This window comes from Streptomyces sp. NPDC026301, from assembly GCF_055567935.1.
Map to the genome: position 1 here is coordinate 332,079 of NZ_JBVHPN010000004.1, position 18,891 is coordinate 350,969.

At 72.2% G+C, this 18,891-nt stretch carries 15 protein-coding genes; 1 reads left to right on the forward strand and 14 read right to left on the reverse strand.

Annotated elements, in window-relative coordinates:
* Positions 1 to 31: 31 nt before the first annotated feature.
* The 11 genes from ACZ4MH_RS09390 to ACZ4MH_RS09440 form a co-directional block, all read right to left on the reverse strand.
* Positions 32 to 997: an acetylxylan esterase gene (locus ACZ4MH_RS09390; RefSeq protein WP_351588682.1), complete on the reverse strand. Its 966-nt coding sequence runs from the start codon at positions 995 to 997 to the stop codon at positions 32 to 34.
* Between the two features lie 124 nt (positions 998 to 1,121).
* A complete protein-coding gene (locus ACZ4MH_RS09395) occupies positions 1,122 to 1,964 on the reverse strand; it encodes an amino acid ABC transporter ATP-binding protein (RefSeq protein WP_351588685.1) in 843 nt (280 codons plus the stop codon).
* A 5-nt stretch (positions 1,965 to 1,969) separates the two neighbouring features.
* Entirely contained in the window at positions 1,970 to 2,755 is a 786-nt protein-coding gene (locus ACZ4MH_RS09400; protein WP_351588688.1) for an amino acid ABC transporter permease, read from the reverse strand.
* A 34-nt stretch (positions 2,756 to 2,789) separates the two neighbouring features.
* Positions 2,790 to 3,587, reverse strand: coding sequence for a basic amino acid ABC transporter substrate-binding protein (locus tag ACZ4MH_RS09405; protein WP_351588691.1), 798 nt, complete (start codon positions 3,585 to 3,587; stop codon positions 2,790 to 2,792).
* Positions 3,588 to 3,773: 186 nt separating this feature from the next.
* The gene (gene mmuM, locus ACZ4MH_RS09410; RefSeq protein ID WP_351588694.1) at positions 3,774 to 4,694 is read right to left on the reverse strand and encodes a homocysteine S-methyltransferase; all 921 of its coding nucleotides are present in this window, start codon (positions 4,692 to 4,694) and stop codon (positions 3,774 to 3,776) included.
* Positions 4,695 to 4,707: 13 nt separating this feature from the next.
* Positions 4,708 to 7,650 carry a glycoside hydrolase family 2 TIM barrel-domain containing protein gene (locus tag ACZ4MH_RS09415; RefSeq protein ID WP_467754437.1) on the reverse strand — a complete coding sequence of 981 codons (2,943 nt, stop codon included), beginning with the start codon at positions 7,648 to 7,650 and terminating at the stop codon, positions 4,708 to 4,710.
* A gap of 69 nt (positions 7,651 to 7,719) precedes the next feature.
* A complete protein-coding gene (locus ACZ4MH_RS09420; protein WP_351588697.1) occupies positions 7,720 to 8,913 on the reverse strand; it encodes an SfnB family sulfur acquisition oxidoreductase in 1,194 nt (397 codons plus the stop codon).
* Positions 8,910 to 9,461: an NADPH-dependent FMN reductase gene (ssuE, locus tag ACZ4MH_RS09425; RefSeq protein WP_351588700.1), complete on the reverse strand. Its 552-nt coding sequence runs from the start codon at positions 9,459 to 9,461 to the stop codon at positions 8,910 to 8,912. Before ssuE ends, ACZ4MH_RS09420 begins: the two co-directional genes overlap by 4 nt.
* Before the next feature lie 110 nt (positions 9,462 to 9,571).
* Positions 9,572 to 10,810 carry an acyl-CoA dehydrogenase family protein gene (locus ACZ4MH_RS09430; RefSeq protein WP_351588703.1) on the reverse strand — a complete coding sequence of 413 codons (1,239 nt, stop codon included), beginning with the start codon at positions 10,808 to 10,810 and terminating at the stop codon, positions 9,572 to 9,574.
* Positions 10,807 to 11,946 (reverse strand): dimethylsulfone monooxygenase SfnG, encoded by a 1,140-nt coding sequence (gene sfnG, locus ACZ4MH_RS09435; protein WP_351588706.1) that lies wholly within the window; start codon positions 11,944 to 11,946, stop codon positions 10,807 to 10,809. The genes ACZ4MH_RS09430 and sfnG overlap by 4 nt, the downstream gene beginning before the upstream one ends.
* Positions 11,947 to 12,190: 244 nt before the next feature.
* Positions 12,191 to 12,574 (reverse strand): putative leader peptide, encoded by a 384-nt coding sequence (locus ACZ4MH_RS09440; protein WP_351588709.1) that lies wholly within the window; start codon positions 12,572 to 12,574, stop codon positions 12,191 to 12,193.
* Here ACZ4MH_RS09440 and ACZ4MH_RS09445 point away from each other — a divergent pair.
* A complete protein-coding gene (locus ACZ4MH_RS09445) occupies positions 12,549 to 13,472 on the forward strand; it encodes a LysR family transcriptional regulator (RefSeq protein ID WP_351588712.1) in 924 nt (307 codons plus the stop codon). The two genes, ACZ4MH_RS09440 and ACZ4MH_RS09445, sit on opposite strands and share 26 nt — an antisense overlap.
* Here ACZ4MH_RS09445 and ACZ4MH_RS09450 read toward each other — a convergent pair.
* From ACZ4MH_RS09450 to ACZ4MH_RS09460, 3 genes are all read right to left on the reverse strand, one after another.
* On the reverse strand, positions 13,462 to 14,430 hold the full coding sequence (locus tag ACZ4MH_RS09450; protein ID WP_351588715.1) for an aminoglycoside phosphotransferase family protein: 969 nt from the start codon (positions 14,428 to 14,430) through the stop codon (positions 13,462 to 13,464). The two genes, ACZ4MH_RS09445 and ACZ4MH_RS09450, sit on opposite strands and share 11 nt — an antisense overlap.
* A gap of 123 nt (positions 14,431 to 14,553) precedes the next feature.
* Positions 14,554 to 15,915, reverse strand: a complete 1,362-nt coding sequence (locus ACZ4MH_RS09455; RefSeq protein ID WP_351588718.1) for an SWIM zinc finger family protein — start codon at positions 15,913 to 15,915, stop codon at positions 14,554 to 14,556.
* Positions 15,912 to 18,863 (reverse strand): DEAD/DEAH box helicase, encoded by a 2,952-nt coding sequence (locus ACZ4MH_RS09460; protein ID WP_351588721.1) that lies wholly within the window; start codon positions 18,861 to 18,863, stop codon positions 15,912 to 15,914. Before ACZ4MH_RS09460 ends, ACZ4MH_RS09455 begins: the two co-directional genes overlap by 4 nt.
* Positions 18,864 to 18,891: the final 28 nt, after the last annotated feature.

The following is an 18,891-nucleotide window of genomic DNA, read 5'->3' on the forward strand; positions in this document are numbered from 1 at the left end:
GCCCTCAGATACGCGGCCCGCTGACACCCCGTCACGCGAGCAGCTCCCGTACGAACAGGATCTCGTCCGCCTGATGGTGCACCCCGCCGCCCTCGTGGCCGTTGAACCGCCACACCCGAAGGTCCTTCGGTCCCGCGTAGTGGTGATACGCGGCGAAGCCGGTGGAGGCCGGCGTGATGGTGTCCGTCAGGCCCGTACCGAAGAGGGCGGGAGCCTCGGCGCGGGCGGCGAAGTTCAGCCCGTCGAAGTGGTCCAGGGTGTCCAGCGCGGCATCGATGTGCAGCCGCTCCCCGGCGAAGTACGCGGCCAGTTCGGTGTACGGGCCGGCCTCGGCCACCTCGACGGCGCGCCGGATGTGCGCCATGAACGGCACCCGGACCAGCGCCGCCGCGAGCCCTGGCACCAGCCCCGCCACCGCCAGCGCCTGCGCGCCGCCCTGGCTGTTGCCCTCCACGACGATGCGGTCCGGGTCCACCCCGGCGTGCTCGCGGGCGGCCTCCACGGCCCGTACGGCGTCCGTGTAGAGCCGGCGGAAGTAGTACGCGTCGGGGTCGAGCACCCCACGCGTCATCATCCCGCCGACGGACGGGTTGGCGGATCCGACCGGGTCGGGGGTGTCGCCGGGCCGGTTGGGCCCGGTCTGGCCGCGCGGGTCCATCACGAGGGTGGCGTACCCGGCGGCCGGCCAGAGCAGCCAGTCGTGCGGCAGGCTGCGCCCGCCCCCGTAGCCGAGGTACCGCACGACGCACGGCAGCGGCCGCCCCGCGCCGCGCGGCAGCAGGAACCAGCCGCGGATGCGGTGCCCGCCGAAGCCGGAGAACTCCACGTCGTAGGTGTCCAGCAGGTCCAGGCCCACGTCGACCGGGGCGAAGCGGGCGTCGAGCGGGCAGGCGCGCGTCTCTTGGAGAGTGCGCTGCCAGAAGACGTCGAAGCCGGCCGGCTCTGGCCTTTCGGGACGGTAGGTGCGCAGGTCTTCGAGGGGCATGTCGACGAACACCGGCGGCTCCTGAGCCTGGGGGAAGACCGATCACCGCTCACCATGCCCCGAGAGCGGGTGGTCGACCCCCGGCGGACGGCGCGCATCTCCACGCCGCCCCGCCCCTCTGTGTGCTCCGTACGGCTTACCGGTCCACGCGCTTGCCCCCGGGGCCCGTGTCGGCCACCTCGCCGACCTCCGCCGCCGCCGGGTCCAGTACGCGCGCCAGGAAGGTGCGGGTGCGCTCGTGCTGCGGGGCGCCCACCACCCGGTCCGGCGGGCCCTCCTCGACGATCACTCCGCCGTCCATGAAGACCACCCGGTCGGCGACCTCCCGGGCGAAGCTCATCTCGTGCGTGACGACCAGCATCGTCATGCCCTCGTCGGCCAGCGACCGCATGACGGCGAGCACGTCGCCCACCAGCTCCGGGTCCAGCGCCGAGGTCGGCTCATCGAAGAGCATCAGCTCGGGGTCCATGGACAGGGCGCGGGCGATCGCCACCCGCTGCTGCTGGCCCCCGGAGAGCTGCGCCGGGTAGGAGCGCTCCTTGTCGCTCAGCCCGACGCGCGCCAGGTTCGCCCGCGCGGTCCGCTCCGCCCCGGCCTTGTCCCGGCGCAGCACCCGCCGCTGGGCGATCGTCAGGTTCTCCAGGGCGGTCAGGTGCGGGAAGAGGTTGAAGGACTGGAAGACCATCCCGATCCGGCGCCGCACCCGGTCGATGTCCACGTCCGGGCCGGTGACCTCGGTACCGGCCACCGTGACCGTCCCCGAGGTCGGCTCCTCCAGGAGGTTCACGCAGCGCAGCAACGTCGACTTGCCCGAGCCGGACGGCCCGATGACGCACACCACCTCGCCGCTCCGCACCGTGAAGTCGATGCCCTTGAGCACTTCGAGGTCGCCGAAGGACTTGTGCAGCCCGGTGACCTGGATCGCGGTCGCGTCCCCGGCCACCGGCGCCCCGCCCGTCGTCGTTCTGTCGGTCGTCATGCCGGTCACCTGGCCTTCGCCGTTCGGGCCTCGAGCCGCCGGACGAGATGCCCGAGCGGGAGGGTGATCACGAGATAGAGCAGGCCCGCGACCAGGATCGGCGTCAGGCTCTTGTACTCGTTGAGCGCGTCCCGGCCGAAGTTGGCCAGCTCGTACTGGCCGAGCGAGAGCCCCAGGAGGTACACCAGCGAGGAGTCCTTGGTCAGCAGGATCAGCTCATTGGTCAGCGGCGGCAGGACGATGCGGAACGCCTGCGGGATGACGATGGAGACCATCGCCCGGCCGTGCGACATGCCGAGCGAACGGGCCGCCTCCGACTGCCCCTTGGGCACGGCCAGGATGCCCGCCCTGATGGTCTCCGCCATGTAGGCGGCGCCGACGAGCCCCAGGGAGAGCATCACGGTGACGTACTGGTCCAGCGCCACTTCGAAGGCGAGCGGCACACCGAAGCCGAGCGCGATGAAGACCAGAAGGGCGGGCACGCCACGGAAGAACTCGATGTACGTGACGGCGATCCAGCGGTACGGGGGCACCGACGACAGCCGCATCAGCGCCAGGAGCAGCCCGAGCAGCAGCCCGAAACCGAAGCCGAGCAGCGTGTAGAGGACCGTGTTGACCAGCGCGGTGGTGAGGATGTCGGGGAACAGCTGACGCGCGATGCCGACGTCGAAGAACGCCCGCCGCAGCTGTCCCCAGTCGGCGACCAGCGCGACGACCACCACGATGGCGGCCAGCAGGGCGTACTGCGACCCACGGATCACCCGGGTCCGTTGCCGTTTGGACAGCGACATGCGTGCAGAGCTCCTCAGGGGTGGACGGCGCGGGTCAGCTCTGCGGCGTGGTGCCGAACCACTTCTTGTAGATCCTGTCGTAGCTGCCGTCGGCCTTGGCCTTCTTCAGAGCGGCGTTGATCTGCTTGCGCAGCGCGTCGTTGCCCTTGCCCATGCCGATGCCGTAGTGCTCACCCGTGTCGAACTCCGCGGTCACCTCGGTGTCGGGGTTGGACTTGACGTAGTCGAACAGCGCACCGTTGTCGTTGATGCCGGCGTCCACCTTGCCGGTCTTCACGGCGGTCAGCAGCAGACCGAGGTCCTCGTACTCCACGAGGTCCACGTCCTTGCCCGCGTGCTTCTTGGCGTAGATGCCGCCGGTGGTGGCCTTCTGGTAGCCGAGCTTGCGGCCCTTGAGGTCCTCGACCTTCTTGTAGGGCTTGCCCTTCTTCGTGATCAGCGCCTGGGTGGCGTTGAAGTACGGATCGGAGAAGTCCATGACCTTCTTGCGCTCCGGCGTGATCGTCATGCCCGCCGCGGCCAGGTCGCACTTGCGAATATTGAAGTCCTGGCCGGTCTCGATGCCTTCGAAGGGCGTGTTGACGATCTCCTGCTGGACCTTCAGGTCCTTGGCCACCAGGTCCATGAGGTCCACGTCGAATCCGACGATCTTGTTGCCCTTCTTCACCTGGAAGGGCGGGTACGGCAGGTGCGTGCAGGTCTTGAGCAACCCCTTGGACACCAGCTGCAACCCGGAACCCTGGTTCCCCTCGGACTTCGTGCTGGTGCAGCCGGCCGCCAGGGCGACGGCCGCGACGACGGCTATGACAGGCAGCGACGAGCGAGCTGACACCGGTCCTCCAGGGAAGCGTTGAAAATCAACAGTGACCTGCCGACGGCGAGTTGGGATGGATCCTGCCACCGGCCGTGTCCGCTGTCTCCGCCGTGGGGGTTGCGTCTGCATAACGACCTTGATCCGTCACACGCACGAAACGGCCCCGCCACTTACGGGGCGGGGCCGCAGCACATCAGAGGGGAGTCAGGGCGAGACGAGACCGGCGAGGGCGGAGACGGAGTCGGGGCCCACGCGGCAGCAGCCACCGATGAGGCGCGCGCCACCCGCCGTCCACGCCGTCACCCGCTCCGGAGTGAACGTCGCCCGCCCGCGCCAGGCGCGTGCCTGCGCGTCCCACTCCTCACCGCTGTTCGGATAGACCACGACCGGCTTGCCGGTCACCCGCGCCGCCAGCTCCACCGCCGCGTCCGCGTCCTCCGGTACGCAGCAGTTGACCCCGACGGCCACGATCTCCTCCGCCTCGGAGGCGAGCGCGAACGCCTCCGCGAGCGGCTGCCCGGCCCGCGTCCGGTCGCCCTCGATGCTGTACGACAGCCACGCCGGCACTCCGAGGCCGCGCACCGCGCGCACCAGGGCCTGCCCCTCCTCGGCGTCCGGCACCGTCTCCAGCGCGAACACATCGGGTTCCGCCGCCGCCAGCACCTCAAGCCGCGGTCGGTGGAACCGCTCCAGCTCGGCGACGCTCAGGCCGTAGCGGCCGCGGTACTCGGAGCCGTCCGCGAGCATCGCGCCGTACGGGCCGGCGGAGGCCGCCACGTAGAGCGGCCCCGGCACGCCGTCCTTCATGGCGAGCCCGGCGGCCTCCCGGGCCAGCTCCACGCTGCGGCGCAGCAGCCCGGCCGCCTCCTCACGGCCGATGCCGCGGTGCGCGAAGCCCTCGAAGGTGGCCTGGTAGCTGGACGTGATGGCGACCTGGGCGCCTGCTTCGTAGTACGCCCGGTGCGCGGCGGTGATCGCCTCCGGCTGCTCGGCGAGCAGCCGGGCCGACCACAGCTCGTCGCTGAGGTCGTGCCCGGCCGACTCCAGCTGATTGGACAGCCCGCCGTCGAGGACGACGGGGCCGCGGACCAGGGCTTCCGCGAACGAGGGGGAGGAAGTGCTCATGCCCTGAAGCCTGTCATTCCAGCAGCCGGAAGGTGAAGGCGAACGCGGCGGGAGCGGCTTCGAGGCGGTACTGCGGGAGCACGCCCGGGCCGCACGACCCGCTGCCGATCCCGTGCTGCGCATGATCCAGGTTCAGCCACACCCGGTCACCGGCCACCAGATCCGGCGTGTGCCGGGCGGCGTCCAGCTCCTCGGAGGTCCAGCGCCGCGCGGTGAAGAAGTAGTCCGGCTCTCCTTCGATACGCAGCCCCGTCCCGTCCGGACGCGTCAGCTCGGCCCACCGCACACCGATCCGCGCGCCGTTCTCCTGCGGCCGTACGTACGGGGTCTGGAGCGCGTCGACGGGCAGCGACCAGTGGCCCACGCGGGCCGCTGCGGACGTGTCCGGATACGCCTCGCCCGGACCGCCGCCGAACCACCGAACGGCGCCCAGATCGCCGTCCAGGCCCATCCGTACCCCCAGCCGCGGCAGCGGCACCGGCCAGTCGCCCTCGGGCGTCACCGCCACCTCCAGTCGCAGCGCCGCCCCGTCCGAGGTCCAGCGGTGCACCACGGCGAAGCCCAGACTCGTGGCGGCCGGCGCCACCCTGGTACGGACGACCAGCGCGTCCCCCTCCGCCGCCACCATGTCCGTACGGTGCCGCATCCGGTGCAGGCCGATCCGCCGCCACTCGGGCCCGCAGCGCTGCCCCGGCTGCCAGGGCGCGCCCTCGTCGTTGTCCGTGGGCGCCCGCCAGACGTCCAGCCGCGGGCCGGTCACGGGGAAGCCGCCGAGGCGGCCGAGGGCCCCGGTCGTGGCGTCGAAGACGCCCGGACCGAGCGTGAGGGGCCGGTCCGTGCCCCGGCGCGGGGCCGCGCTCGGCGTCCACGGCCGCGGCACCGGAAGCGGCGCGGCCGGCAGCTGTCCCCACGCGACCTCGTGCCCGGCCTCGGCCCAGGCGGCGTCCTCGGCCAGCACCGCCCGTACGGTCCACAGCGCCTCGCCGTCCCTCGGGGCGTCCTCGGGCGGCGCGGGAAGCTTCACCTCGGCGCTCTCGCCGGGCAGCAGCGGCGGCACCGTGAGGGTTCCCTCCGCGATCGGCCGGCCCTCGACCTCGTAACTCCACGGGAAGGCGAGCGCGGAGAGGTCGGCGAAGTCGTGCAGATTGGTGACGCGCACCGCCCCGGGGGCGCCGTCCGGACCGGCCGCCTCGAAGCGGACCGGCTCGATGACCTTCTTGTACTCGATCAGCCCGGGGGAGGGCGCGCGCTCTGGGAAGACCAGCCCGTCGCACACGAAGTTGCCGTCGTGCAGCTCCTCGCCGAAGTCCCCGCCGTACGCGTGGTACCGGACGCCGTCCGCGGTGTACTGCCGCAGCCCGTGGTCGATCCACTCCCACACGAAGCCGCCCTGGCAGCGCTCGTAGGTCTCGAACAGCCGCTGGTACTCGCTCAGCCCGCCGGGCCCGTTCCCCATGGCGTGCGCGTACTCGCACAACACGAAGGGCAGGCCGCGGCGCCGGGCATCCAGAGTGGCGTCCGGGAGCGGCTCCTCCGTACGCCGCCCGATCCGTTCGACCTCGGCGTGATCCGCGTACATCCGGGAGTAGACGTCGGTGTCGGCGCAACTCGGGTCGCCCTCGTAGTGCAGCGGCCGGGACGGATCGCGCTCCCGCATCCACGCGGCCATCGCGGACAGCCCGCGTCCGGTGCCGCACTCGTTGCCGAGCGACCACAGGATCACGGACGGGTGGTTCTTGTCGCGCTCGACCATCCGGCGGGCCCGGTCCAGCAGCGCCGGCGTCCAGCGCTCGTCGTCGACGGGATTGCCCCGCCAGTCCTGCTGTGCGAAGCCGTGCGTCTCCAGATCGCACTCGTCGACCACCCACAGCCCCAGCTCGTCGCAGAGCGCCAGGAAGGCCGGGTCGGGCGGATAGTGGCTGGTGCGCACGGCGTTGATGTTGTGCTGCTTCATCAGCAGCAGATCGCGCCGCATGACGTCCGCTCCCACCGCGCGCCCGTGGACCGGATCGAACTCGTGCCGGTTGACGCCGCGCAGCAGAATCGGCCGCCCGTTGACCTTCAGCAGCCCGTCCTCGACGACGACCGTGCGGAACCCGATGCGCAGCGGCACGCGCTCCCCGGAGGTGGCCAGCTCCGCGTCGTACAGCCGGGGCGTCTCCGCCGTCCACGGCTCGACCGGCACCGTCGCGCTCTCCCCGGTCGCCAGGTCCAGGCCCAGCTCCGGTACGGTCACCCGCCCCGCCGGGTCGCTGTCCACCCGCAGCGTGCCCTGCCCGGTGCGGTGGTCGTACCCGGCGTGCACGAAGGCGTCCCGCACCGCGCCCTCAGGGCGGTGCCGCAGCTCCACTTCGCGGAAGACGCCCGGCAACCACCACTGGTCCTGGTCCTCAAGGTAGCTGCCGGACGACCACTGGTGGACGCGGACGGCCAGGACGTTGCGCCCGGGCCGCAGCAAGGAGCCCGCCTCGAACTCGTGCGGCAGCCTGCTGCCCTTGAAGTGACCCAGCTCGCTGCCGTTCAGCCACACCCGGGCACAGGACTCGACGCCCCCGAAGTGGAGCACGGCGGAGCCCGCCGGCCAGTCGGCCGGGAGGTCGAACGCGTACCGGTGGTCGCCGGTGGGATTCTCCTCCGGCACCCGGGGCGGGTCCACAGGGAACGGATACCCGGTGTTCGTGTACACCGGAGCACCGTGCCCCTGGAGGACCCAGTGGCCCGGCACCCGCAGCTCCTCCCATGCCGAGTCGTCGTACTCGGGGCGGGCGAAGCTCGCGTCCTCGGTGGCCGCGGTCGGCGACAGCCGGAACCGCCAGGTCCCGCCGAGCGACAGCCGGGCGGCGTCCGACCCGGGCAGCCGGGCACCGGGCGGCAGACAGCCGCTGCCCGGCATCACGTCTTCGTAGTACGGCACGTCTTCTTCGGAATGCGGCACATCTTCCTCGTACGTCACCATTCCGTCAGCGAAACATGCGTGCCTCACCATGGCGACCACATTCCGCCGATTACCGGGTGCGCCGGCGATTCACAGGAGGCCGTGCCGGGGCGGCTTGGTGCCGTTCAGGACGTACCGCCCGATGTGCTGCACCTTCCAGCGCACGGGGTCGTGCAGCGTGTGGGTGCGTGCGTCGCGCCAGTGCCGGTTCAGGTTCAGGCCGTTCAGCGCCGCGCGGGTGCCGGCCCCCTCGAACAGCGCGCTGCCGGTCTCCACCGCCGCCCGTGCGGCCTGCACCTTGGCGGCGGCCACCGCGATGGATGCCTCCGCCGCGCTGTCGTCCGTGAGGTCACCGGTCGCCGCGTCGACGCCGCGGGCCGCCTCCGCCAGCAGCGCGCCCGCGGCTCGCGCCTTCAGGGCCAGCTCGCCGAACTGCTGGATCAGCAGCGGGTCCTCAGCGGCGGTCTCCAGCCCGCTCTCGAACCACGGCCGGCTCTTGACCCGGACGAACTCCGCCGCCTCATTGAGCGCGCCCTCGGCGATCCCGGTGTCGATGGCCGCGTGCAGCAACTGAGCGAGCGCGCCGTGCAGCTGCGGGCCCCGGAAGGTGAGGTGGTGCGGCACCACACGGTCGCGCGGGACCAGGACGGATTCCAGCCGCACCGTTCCGCTGGCGGTGGTGCGCTGGCCCATGCCGTCCCAGTCGTCCACGACGGTCACACCGGGCGCGTGACGCGGTACGTAAGCGACGTGCAGCTCTTCGTCGGCGCCGCGGGCCAGCACCGGGATCCAGTCGGCGAACAGGGCGCCCGTGGAATAGTGCTTGACGCCCTCCAGGACGTACGAGCCGTCCGGCTGCGGGACGAGCCGGGTGCGGATGTCCTGGACGTGCTTGGTGCCCGCCTCCGACTGGGCGTTGCCCAGCCGCCGCCCGGCCAGCACCTCCTCGAAGAAGAACTTCTGCTGCTCCGCGGTCCCCTGTCGGCGCAGCACCGCCACGTACACGAAGTGGCTCTGCGGAATCTGCGCCAGGCTCGCGTCGGCGCTCGCCAGCAGCCGGAAGACCCCGGCGAGCGTCTCGGCCGTCACGTCCGCGCCACCGTGCGCGCGCGGCACCGTGATGCCGAGCAGGCCGCTGTCGGAGAGCCGGTCCAGCTCGACCCGCGGCAGCCGGCGCTCGGCGTCCCGGTGCGCCGCGCCGGTACGGAACTCCGCCGCCAGTTCGGCCGCGACCGCCAGCGCCTCCGCGTCGTCGGCGATCACATGGGCGACGGGGCCGGTCACGCCGCGACCCGCAGGGGCGCGCGGTCCAGCGCCGCCGCGAATTGCCCGAGCACACCGTCCAGCGCCTCGCGCGTCCCCGGTGTCACGTGGACGCCGCCGCCCTCCTGGACGGTGATGTCGCGGTCCAGGACGAACCAGCCCTGCACGATGTGCGAGGCGCCCATCGAGGAGAGCACGGGCCGCAGCGCGTAGTCGATGGCGAGGACGTGCGCCGTGGACCCGCCGGTGGCCAGCGGCAGCACGGTCTTGCCGGCCAGCGCGTACTGCGGCAACAGGTCGAGCAGGGACTTGAGCAGGCCGGAGTAGGCCGCCTTGTAGACGGGCGTGCCGATGACGATGCCGTCGGCCTGTTCGACGAGCCGGGTGGCCCGGACGATCGCCGGGTGCCCGAAGTCCGCGCCCAGCAGAGCCTCCGCGGGCAGCGTCCGGACATCCAGCGGGATCACTTCGTGTCCTTGTTCAACAAGGGCGGTGTCCAGGTGGCGCAGCAGTCGCGCCGTACGAGACGTGGGGGAGGGGCTTCCGGAGAGGGACAGCACGGTGGCCATGGAGGTTCACCTCGGGGTGTGTGGTGGTGCGAACACGTATGAGAGGAGCGGCGGGCCCGCCCGGTTCGGGCCCGCCGCGGTGTGCCTACGAGTACCGGGTGGCGGGGGGCTTACGAGTACCAGGTCGGCTCCGGCAGTTCGCCCGTGAGCACGAAGCGGCCGACCTCGCGGCGCTTGTAGGCGACGGGGTCGTGCAGGGTGTGCGTACGGATGTTGCGCCAGAAGCGGTCCAGGCCCTCGGCGGTCGCCGTCGACCGCGCGCCGGTCACCTCGAAGATCCGGTTCGCCACCTCCAGGGCGACGTCCGTGGCACGCGCCTTCACGGCCGCCACCCGCACCTCGTGCTCACCGCGGTCCCGCTCGGTCACCGCATCGGGGTCGGAGTGCAGCGCCCAGCCCTCCTCGGCCACCTGGTCGGCCAGCGCCTCGACGGCCCACAGCTTCGCCGTCAGGTCCCCGTACGTGTCGATGACGTACGGCTCGTCGACGGCCCGCTCGTGGCCGCCGTGCAGCCAGGAGCGGGCCTTGGTACGGGTGTAGGTCCCCGCCGTCTCCAGCGCGCCGGCCGCGATCCCCAGGTAGAAGTGCGCGAACACCAGCTGGATGGTGGGCACGTTGAGGGTGTTGTAGACACGTCGCTGGAACGACTTGTCGACGTAGCCCGCCGCCGCGCTCCACGGGACGCGTACCCCGTCGATCGTCACACTGCCGCTCTCCGTGAGCCGCTGCCCGATGTTGTCCCAGTCGTCGTGGAAGGCCAGGCCCGCACTGTCGGACGGCACGATGGCGAAGACATGGTCGCCCTCGGGGTTGTCGGGCCCCACGCTGCCCTCCAGGACGCCCTCCAGCACGGTGACGTCGGAGACCCTGCTGCCGGTCGAGAAGGACTTCCGCCCGGTGAACGTCAGGGTGTCGCCCTCGTCCCGTACGACGACGTCGTTGTCGCGCGGGTTGACGGCGCCCCCGAAGAACCAGCGGTTGCGGGCGGCCTCGGCCTCCACGTGCTCCCACTGCTCCCGGGTGCCGACCAGCCGGGCCGCCCAGTTCCACAGGTAGTGATAGCCGAGCAGCTGACCGATCGACCCGTCGGCCTTGGCGACCTCGCGCACCACCCGGTACGCGGTCGGCCAGTCCTGGCCGCCCCCGCCGTGCTCCACCGGCCCCAGCAGGGTGACCAGGCCGGAGTCCTTGAGCAGCTGGACCTCGTCGTACGGGGTGGCGCCGGACCGGTCCCGGGCGGCGGCGTCGGTCGCGAGGACGGCGGCGACCTCTGCGGCGCGGTCGACCCAGGCAGCGGAAGTGGCGGGCGCGGGGCGGTGCTGCCAGTCGGTGTGTGCGGCGGTGCTCATACCAGTGCTCCTTCGGTGAGGTTCTTGTCCTGGGCTTCCAGTTCGCGTACGAGCGGCAGCACCCGCTCGCCGAAGTACTCGACCTCTTCCAGGTAGTGCAGGAAGCCGAGCAGGAAGAGGTCGACGCCGAGCCGCTTGTAGGCCACGATGCGCTCGGCGATCTGTTCCGGTGTCCCGATCAGCCCGGTACGGAACCCGTCGTTGTACTGCACCAGGTCCTCGAACGAGGAGTCCTGCCACATGCCCTTGCCGTCCGCGGTGGAGCTGCCCGCCTGCTGGACCGCCTGGCCGAAGCCGCGGACCGCCTGTGTGTCCGCCTGAGCGACGATCTCGCGCAGTACCTCCCGGGCCTCCTTCTCGGTGTCCCGGGCGATCAGGAAGCCGTTGAGGCCGAATTTCGGCGCCGTGCGGCCGGCGGCCGCGGCGGCCGCACGGACGTCGGTGAGCTGCTCGGTGACTCCGTCGAAGTCCTTGCCGTTGCTGAAGTACCAGTCGGAGACCCGGCCGGCCATCGCGCGGGCCGCGGTGGAGTTGCCGCCCTGGAAGATCTCCGGGTGCGGGCGCTCCGCGGTGTTCAGCGGCTTCGGCTTCAGCGAGAAGTCCCGGATCCGGTAGAAGTCGCCGGCCAGTTCGGCGTGGTCCTCGGTCCACACCGCCCGCAGGGCGCGGATGAACTCCTCGGCGCGTCGGTAGCGTTCGTCGTGCTCCAGCCACGGTTCGCCGAGCGCGGTGAACTCCTGCTTGAACCAGCCGCTGACCACGTTGACGGCGAACCGGCCGCCGGAGAGGTGGTCGGCGGTGGCCCCGAACTTGGCGAGCACGCCCGGGTGCCACAGCCCCGGGTGGACGGCGGCGATGACCTTCAGGCGCTCGGTGGCGAGCAGCAGCGCCAGGCTGAACGAGGTGGACTCGTGCTGGTTCTCGGCGCCGTAACTGGCCATGTAGCGGACCTGGCTCAGCGCGTATTCGAAGCCGTTGTCCTCGGCGAGCCGGGCGAGCTTGCGGTTGTACTCGTAGCCCCAGTCGGTGCGCTGCTCGATGGTGCTGGTGACCAGGCCACCGCTGACATTGGGCACCCAGTAGGCGAACCGCGCCGGGCCGCCGGCGGGCTGTGGAACATGAGCGGATGCGGACATGGAAGAACTCCGGATCGCTGAAAAAGGGCAGGGGGAATCGAGGTGTCGGGGTGCGGAGAAAATACCCGTCAGGGCAGGCGGATTCACCGGCGGAGATAATGAACGGAAAGGCCACGGAAAGCCGTGGGAATCCGTGAAAAAGAGACCGCAGCGCGCGCGAACAGGCGTGAATTGTGGGGAGCGCGCGGCGCGCGTATGCGGAATTACCGGACCGGTGAGTGTCCGTGGAAAGAGAAGGCGGCGCTCAGGCCGAGGGGCGACACAGGGCGCTGGAGACCCGGACGAGGTCGACGTGACGCCGCTCCGTCAGGCGCTCCGTCAAGCGCTGCGGCAGACTCGGTCGCGGCTTCATCAACACGTCACCTCCCTGCAACATTTCTTCCGAAACAGGCCGTGAACGGCCTCCGGCCGGGCCTTCCGGGTAATTCCCGGCGGCGCTGTCGGTGAGTTTACCGTCAGGATGCCGCATCGGTCGATTCGGCATCCTTGAGGTGGTGATAGGTTCCCCCTTGAAGCGGCGCTCCGTCAATATGCAGCGGCAGATCGACACCGGCAGTCGGACATGCGGGAATCGATCCCGGCCCACCGAAAGGAAAGCAGCCGTGCGGACGGAACAACTGGAGTACATAGAGGCCGTGACCCGGCTCGGTTCGCTGCGCCGCGCAGCCGACGCGCTGCATCTGTCACAGCCCGCGCTGAGCGAAACGGTCCGGAATCTGGAGCGCGAACTCGGCGTCGACCTGCTCGACCGCAAACGTTCCGGCGCGAAAATCAGCGACGAGGGGCGGGAGCTGCTGCCGCACATCATCGGTGTGCTCGACGCGGTCGACAAACTCCGCAGCGCCGCCGACCAGCAGCACCACATCAGCCGCACGGTGCGCCTGGGTACCGTCAACGCCGCCACCGTGCCGCTGCTGGTACCGGCCGTCCAGGCCTTCCGCCGCAGCCACCCGGCCACACAGGTCGAGGTGGTCATGGAGCAGCAGAACGGCATCCACCACGGTCTGATGGACGGCGGATTCGACCTCGGTCTGGTCAACTACCTCCAGGGCGACGACCTGCCGCCCGACCTGCACACCACCGAACTGCTCCGCGGCCGCCCCGTCGTCTGCGTCCGCCCGGACAGCCCGCTGGCCGCCCTGAGCGCCGTGAGCGTGGCGGACCTGCTCGCCGAGCCGCTGATCGTGATGCGCGCCGGCTATGTGATGCACCGCTACGTCCACCGGCTGCTGGCGGGCCGCACGCCGTCCTTCTCGTACTCCACCGACGGCGCCGAGATGGGCAAGCTGATGGTCGCGGAGGGGCTGGGTGCCACCGTGCTGCCCGACTACAGCGTCCTGGGCGACCCGCTGCAGCGCTCCGGCGCCCTCACGTGCCGCCCGCTGCTCGGCGACGGCACGGAGGTCCACATGGCCGTACAGCGCCGCCGCGCCGGCGCCGTCCCCAGGGCCGCCCGCGACCTGCACGAACTGCTGGTGCAGCGGGCGGCGGAGCACCGGACGGCACAGGTCTCCGCTATCGGGTGAGGAGGTCCGGGCCGAGCGGAGGACGTTCGCGCCACTGGTCGACCATGAGGGCCAGCATCGAACCCAGTTCCGGCATCGAGGGCACGACGGCCAGCGCCCCCACCACCTGCAGCAGCCGCGCCCGCTCCATGACGTCCAGCAGCGGGCGGTCCAGGCGGTGGCCGCTCGCGCGCTCGTACTCCGCTGTCGCCCGCGGCGTCACCATGGCCAGGTCCCACTCCACTGGGCCGCGGGTGACGTCCTCGAAGTCGCTGAAGAGATGCCCCTCGGCGGTCCGCAGGAGGTTGTACGACGGCCCGTCCCCGTGCAGTGGCTGTATGCGGACCCCGGGGAAGTGGCCGGGCAGGTCGGCAGCGAGCGCTTCGAGGACCGCGTACTCCTGCTCCGCCCGGTCCAGCTCGGCGGTCGTCAGCCCCTGCGGCTCCTTCCGCAGCGCGGCCAGCAGCGGCGCGAGGGTGGGCACCACGGGGGACAGCACGGGCAGCTCGCCCGGATACCGGGCCAGGAAGCCGTGCAGTTGCGCCGTCCAGCCCGTCTGCTCGACGAAGCGGTCCTCCAGCGCCTCCGGACCGGCCGCGACGGCCTCGCGCAACGGGTCCTTCTCGTCGACGTACTCCCAGAAGGTCAGCGACCTGCCGTCGCACGCGACGGGTTCCCGCGGCACCAGCGGGCTGGGCCGTACGACCGGCGCTCCCGCGTCGGCCAGCCAGCCCGCCACGTCCAGTTCGCGCCGCTGCTTGACCGCCTGCTCCTCGGCGGACACCAGGGCGAGCGACGGTACGCGGGCGACCACCGGGTCCGGCGCGAGGTGCACCAGTACGTTGAACACGTCGTGCAGCACCCGTGGTTCGCCCGCCCGCAGCCCCAGCCGGCGCGCGGCTCTGACCGCGATACGGACGGCGCGCTCGGCACGTTCTCTGACGGGACTGCCGGAGGGCTCCGGGTTCGGATTCGCCATGGCCCGATCATGACGACCGGTGTGTGCGGTGTCGACGCAATTTCCGGCGTGGAGCGGGCCTTTGGGGCACTTGGGGTACTTAGGGTGCTTGAAGAGTCACTCCCCTCAGGGCCCGCGTACTGCCTACCCTGTGTACGCCCCTTCCTCCGCCAGAAGGGACGCGAGCGCCGCTGCGGGGTCCTCGTCCGGCGGCCCCGAGGGCAGCCAGCGGCCCTGCTCCTTCCGGTACGGCCACCAGCGGCCGTCCCTGCCCAGCCGCAGCTGCGCGGCGGTGCCGACCACCGTCCACCGGTTGCGGGTGACCCGGAACCGGGGCCGGTCCGCCTCGTCCGCCCACGCGGCGGCCAGCCCCGTGGTGGCGCGGTCCAGCGCTTCGGGTCCCGGGGCCCACTCCTCCTCCAGTACCGCGAGCCCGGCCGGGCCGCCCTGTCGCCATGCCCGTACGGCCGCCGCCAGGCCCCTGGCGTCCCGCCCGGAGGCCGCCGCGAGCCGTTCGGCGACCGGCGCGGGCGGGCCGGCCGCAGCGAGCCGTACGAGGTCCTCAGCGGGCGTCGGTCCGCTCGCCGGCGGGGTGTCCGCGTGCCAGGTGGACAGCGCCTCGGCGAGCAGCCTCCCGGCCCGCTCCGCGGTGTCCCCGATGAGGAACTCCAGGGCCGGTACATCGATGCCGGGCGCCGGCGCGGTGCCGCCGCCCAGCGCGGGCGCGGTGCCCGGCTCGCTCACCGGGGGCGGAGGCGGCGGCAGCGGCGGCAGGACCTCCTGGGCCGCGAACGCCTCGGCCGCTGGCACACCGTCCTCGGCCTCCGTCGTGCCGGTCTCCTCGCCCGGCTCCGGCGCGTACGTCTGTGCGCGCGCCGCACTGCGCGCCTGGAGCTCGCCCAGCAGCCCCTCCTCGCCGCGCCCGCGCAACAGGAGCAGCACGAACGGATCCTGGTCCAGCAGCCGCGCCATCTGATAGCAGAGCGCGGCCGTATGGGCGCAGTGGTCCCATGCCTCGCAGTCGCAGGACGGCTCCAGGTCGCCGATCCCGGGGAGCAGTTCGACGCCGGCCGCCGCCGCGTCCTCGACGAGCTGCGGCGGCATGTCACGGTCCAGTAGCGCGGCGATGTGCCCCGCCCGGTCGGCGACCATGTCCAGGAAGCGGTCCCAGTCCGCCGCGCCCAGCTCCTGGAGCAGCACGTCCGAACGGTGCGGGGTGCGGTCACGGTCCTGTACGACGGCGGTGATCCGCCCCGGCCTCACGGACACCGCGCCCACCGCCCCCGCGCGGGCGTGCCGGCGCCCCAGCTTCAGCTGCGCGTTGTCCAGCGCCGTGTCCTCCAGCGCCTTCAGCCACGCCTGTCCCCACCAGGTGCCCGCGAAGCCGCGCCCATGGGCGGGCGGCAGCGCGGCGAAGGTCCGCTCGGACCGCCCCGCGTGCTCGTCCCCGTACGTGCCGTCGGTCTCGTCGTCGTACGCGCTCCCGGCGCCGTGGAAATCGCTCATCGTTCGCTCCCTCGAAGCTCCACCAGGTCGGCCAGTTGCGCGTCGGTCAGCTCGGTGAGCGCGGCTTCTCCCGAGCCCAGTACGGCATCCGCCAGCCGCTGCTTGCGGGCGAGCATGTCGGCGATCCGGTCCTCCACCGTGCCCTCGGTGATCATGCGGTGCACCTGCACCGGCTGGGTCTGGCCGATGCGGTACGCGCGGTCGGTGGCCTGTGCTTCGACAGCCGGGTTCCACCACCGGTCGAAGTGCACGACGTGCGAGGCCCGGGTGAGGTTCAGCCCGGTGCCCGCCGCCTTCAGAGACAGCAGGAACACGGGCACGTCGCCGTCCTGGAAGCGCTGCACCAGTTCCTCCCGGCGCGCGACGGGCGTACCGCCGTGCAGCAGTTGGCTCGGCACGCCGCGCGCCGCCAAGTGCGCCTCCAGAAGCCGCGCCATCCGCACGTACTGGGTGAAGACCAGCACGCCGGCCCCCTCGGAGAGCAGGGTGTCCAGCAGTTCGTCCAGGAGTTCCACCTTCCCCGAGCGTTCGGCGAAGCGCCGCCCGGGGATCTGCTCGACACCCTCCTCCTTCAGGTACTGCGCGGGGTGGTTGCAGATCTGCTTGAGCGAGGTCAGCAGCTTGACCACGAGGCCGCGGCGGGCGAAGCCGTCCGTGCCCGCGATGTCGGCGAGCCCCTCGCGCACCACCGCCTCGTACAGCGCGGCCTGCTCCCCGGTGAGCGCCACCGCGCGGTCGGTCTCCGTCTTGGGCGGCAACTCGGGCGCGATGCCCGGGTCGGACTTGCGGCGGCGCAGCAGGAACGGCCGTACAAGCCGCGCCAGGCGCTCCGCTGCGGCGGGGTCCGCACCGCCCTCGACGGCCAGCGCGTAGCGCGTACGGAAGCGGCCGAGGGGGCCCAGGAGGCCCGGCGTGGTCCAGTCGAGGATCGCCCACAGCTCGGAGAGGTTGTTCTCCACCGGGGTGCCGGTCAGCGCCACCCGGGCACCGGCCGGCAGCGTCCGCAGCTGCCTGGCGGTGGCGGAGAACGGGTTCTTCACGTGCTGGGCCTCGTCGGCCACGACCATGCCCCAGCCCACTTCGGCCAGCTTTTCGGCGTCCACCCGCATCGTGCCGTACGTCGTCAGTACGACCTCGCCGTCCGCCAGGTCCGCGAGGCTGCGCCGCCCCGCGTGGAACCGGCGCACGGGGGTGCCCGGCGCGAACTTCTCGATCTCCCGCTGCCAGTTGCCCATCAGCGAGGTCGGGCAGACCACGAGAGTCGGGCCCGCGCGCTCCGGCGCGGCCTGGCGGTGCAGATGGAGCGCGATCAACGTGATCGTCTTGCCCAGTCCCATGTCGTCGGCCAGGCAGCACCCGAGGCCGAGCGACGTCATACGGTGCAGCCAGCCCAGGCCGCGCAACTGGTAGTCGCGCAGCGTCGCGGCGAGCGCGGTCGGCTGCGCAGGCGCGTCGTCCCCCAGACGTTCCGGGTCGGCGAGCCGGTCGCGCAACTGGCGCAGCGGGCCGGACGCCTGTACTTCCACATGCTCGCCGCGGCCGGTCTCGACCGCTCCCGTGAGCGCTGCCCCGAGCGCGTCCATGGGCGTGACCTTCCGGTCCCGGCGCTCGTGTGCGGTGCGCAGCGCTTCGGGGGCGACGAGCACCCACTGGTCGCGCAGCCGCACCAGTGGCCGTCCGGCCTCCGCCATCCGGTCCAGCTCCTCCCGGCTCAGCTCCTGCTCCCCGATGGCGAAGCGCCAGCTGAACGAGAGCAGCGCATCGGCGGAGAGCAGCGACGGCAGCGCGGACTCCGTGCGGTCCGGCGCCGGCTCCGCAGAAGCCGTCGCCTCCGGTGGGCCCACGACGGCACGTGTGGTGAGGGTGCGGGCGAGTTGCTTGGGCCAGTGGACCTGTACACCGGCGGTGGCGAGTGCCCGTGCGCCGGGCCCCAGCAGCTCGCCGATCTCCTCCTCGGCGAGCTCGAGGACGTCCGGTACGGCGGCGGAGAGCAGCGGCTCCAGCGGTGCCCAGGCGGCGGCTGCCCGCCGCAGCGTCAGCAGCGTGTCCGTGCGGGCGCGCGCCCCGAAGGCTTGCCCCGCCGGCGAGTCGCCGGCCCACACGTCCGAGACGTCGGCGACCAGGGCGGGGTCGGTGAGGCTGTGCAGCTGGAGCACGGCGGTGAAGCGCGCAGGAGTGGGCCCGCCGCGGAAGCCGAGATCGCCGTCCTGGCCGTCCAGCCCCGCGATCTCGATGCGGAGGGAGAGACGCACGCCCGCGTCGTGTCCGGCCGCCACATCGGCCGCCCAGGCCCGCTGCTCGGGGATGTGCTGAGGAGCCTCCGCCGCGTACGCGGGGCCGCCGACGGCCGTCACAGCTGCGGGGGAGCGCGGCAGCCCGTCGGCCACGGCGTCCAGGAACGAGCGCAGCAGCCGCTCCGGCGCGGGCAGCCGTACCGGGGAGGTACCGGGGAGCGGCGTGGCGTGCGCGTACGGAGGCATCGCGGCGGCGAGCTCCCGTATGCGGGCGATGTCCTCCGGTTCCAGCGGTCCGCACCGCCAGGCGTCGTGCTCGTCGGCACTCAGCCCGGGCAGCAGCCTGCCCCGTGCCACGAGGTGCAGCGCGACCACGGAAGCGGCGCCCCAGAAGGCCGCGGCGGGGTGCGCGGTACGGGAGACGCGTGCCCGGGTCAGTACGGGGAGCGCGGCGGCGACCGGCAGGAAGAGCGCGGGCACCTCACGGGTGACGACCTGGCCCTCTTCGGAGGGCAGGGCGACGGTCAGCCTCTCGGCGGACACGGTGCCCGCGGCGAATCCATCGGGAAGCGGCTCGCCATCGGGCGACGGCCCGCCATCGGGCCACCAGAAGGCGATCCGTCCCGTACGCGGCGGATCACCTGGCACGTACACGGCGGCGCACCGGGAGAGTCCGGAGAGCCGGTCGAGGGTGAGCGCGGGAAGTAGTGGCACGTGCCGACGGCTCCTCAAGTTTGACTAC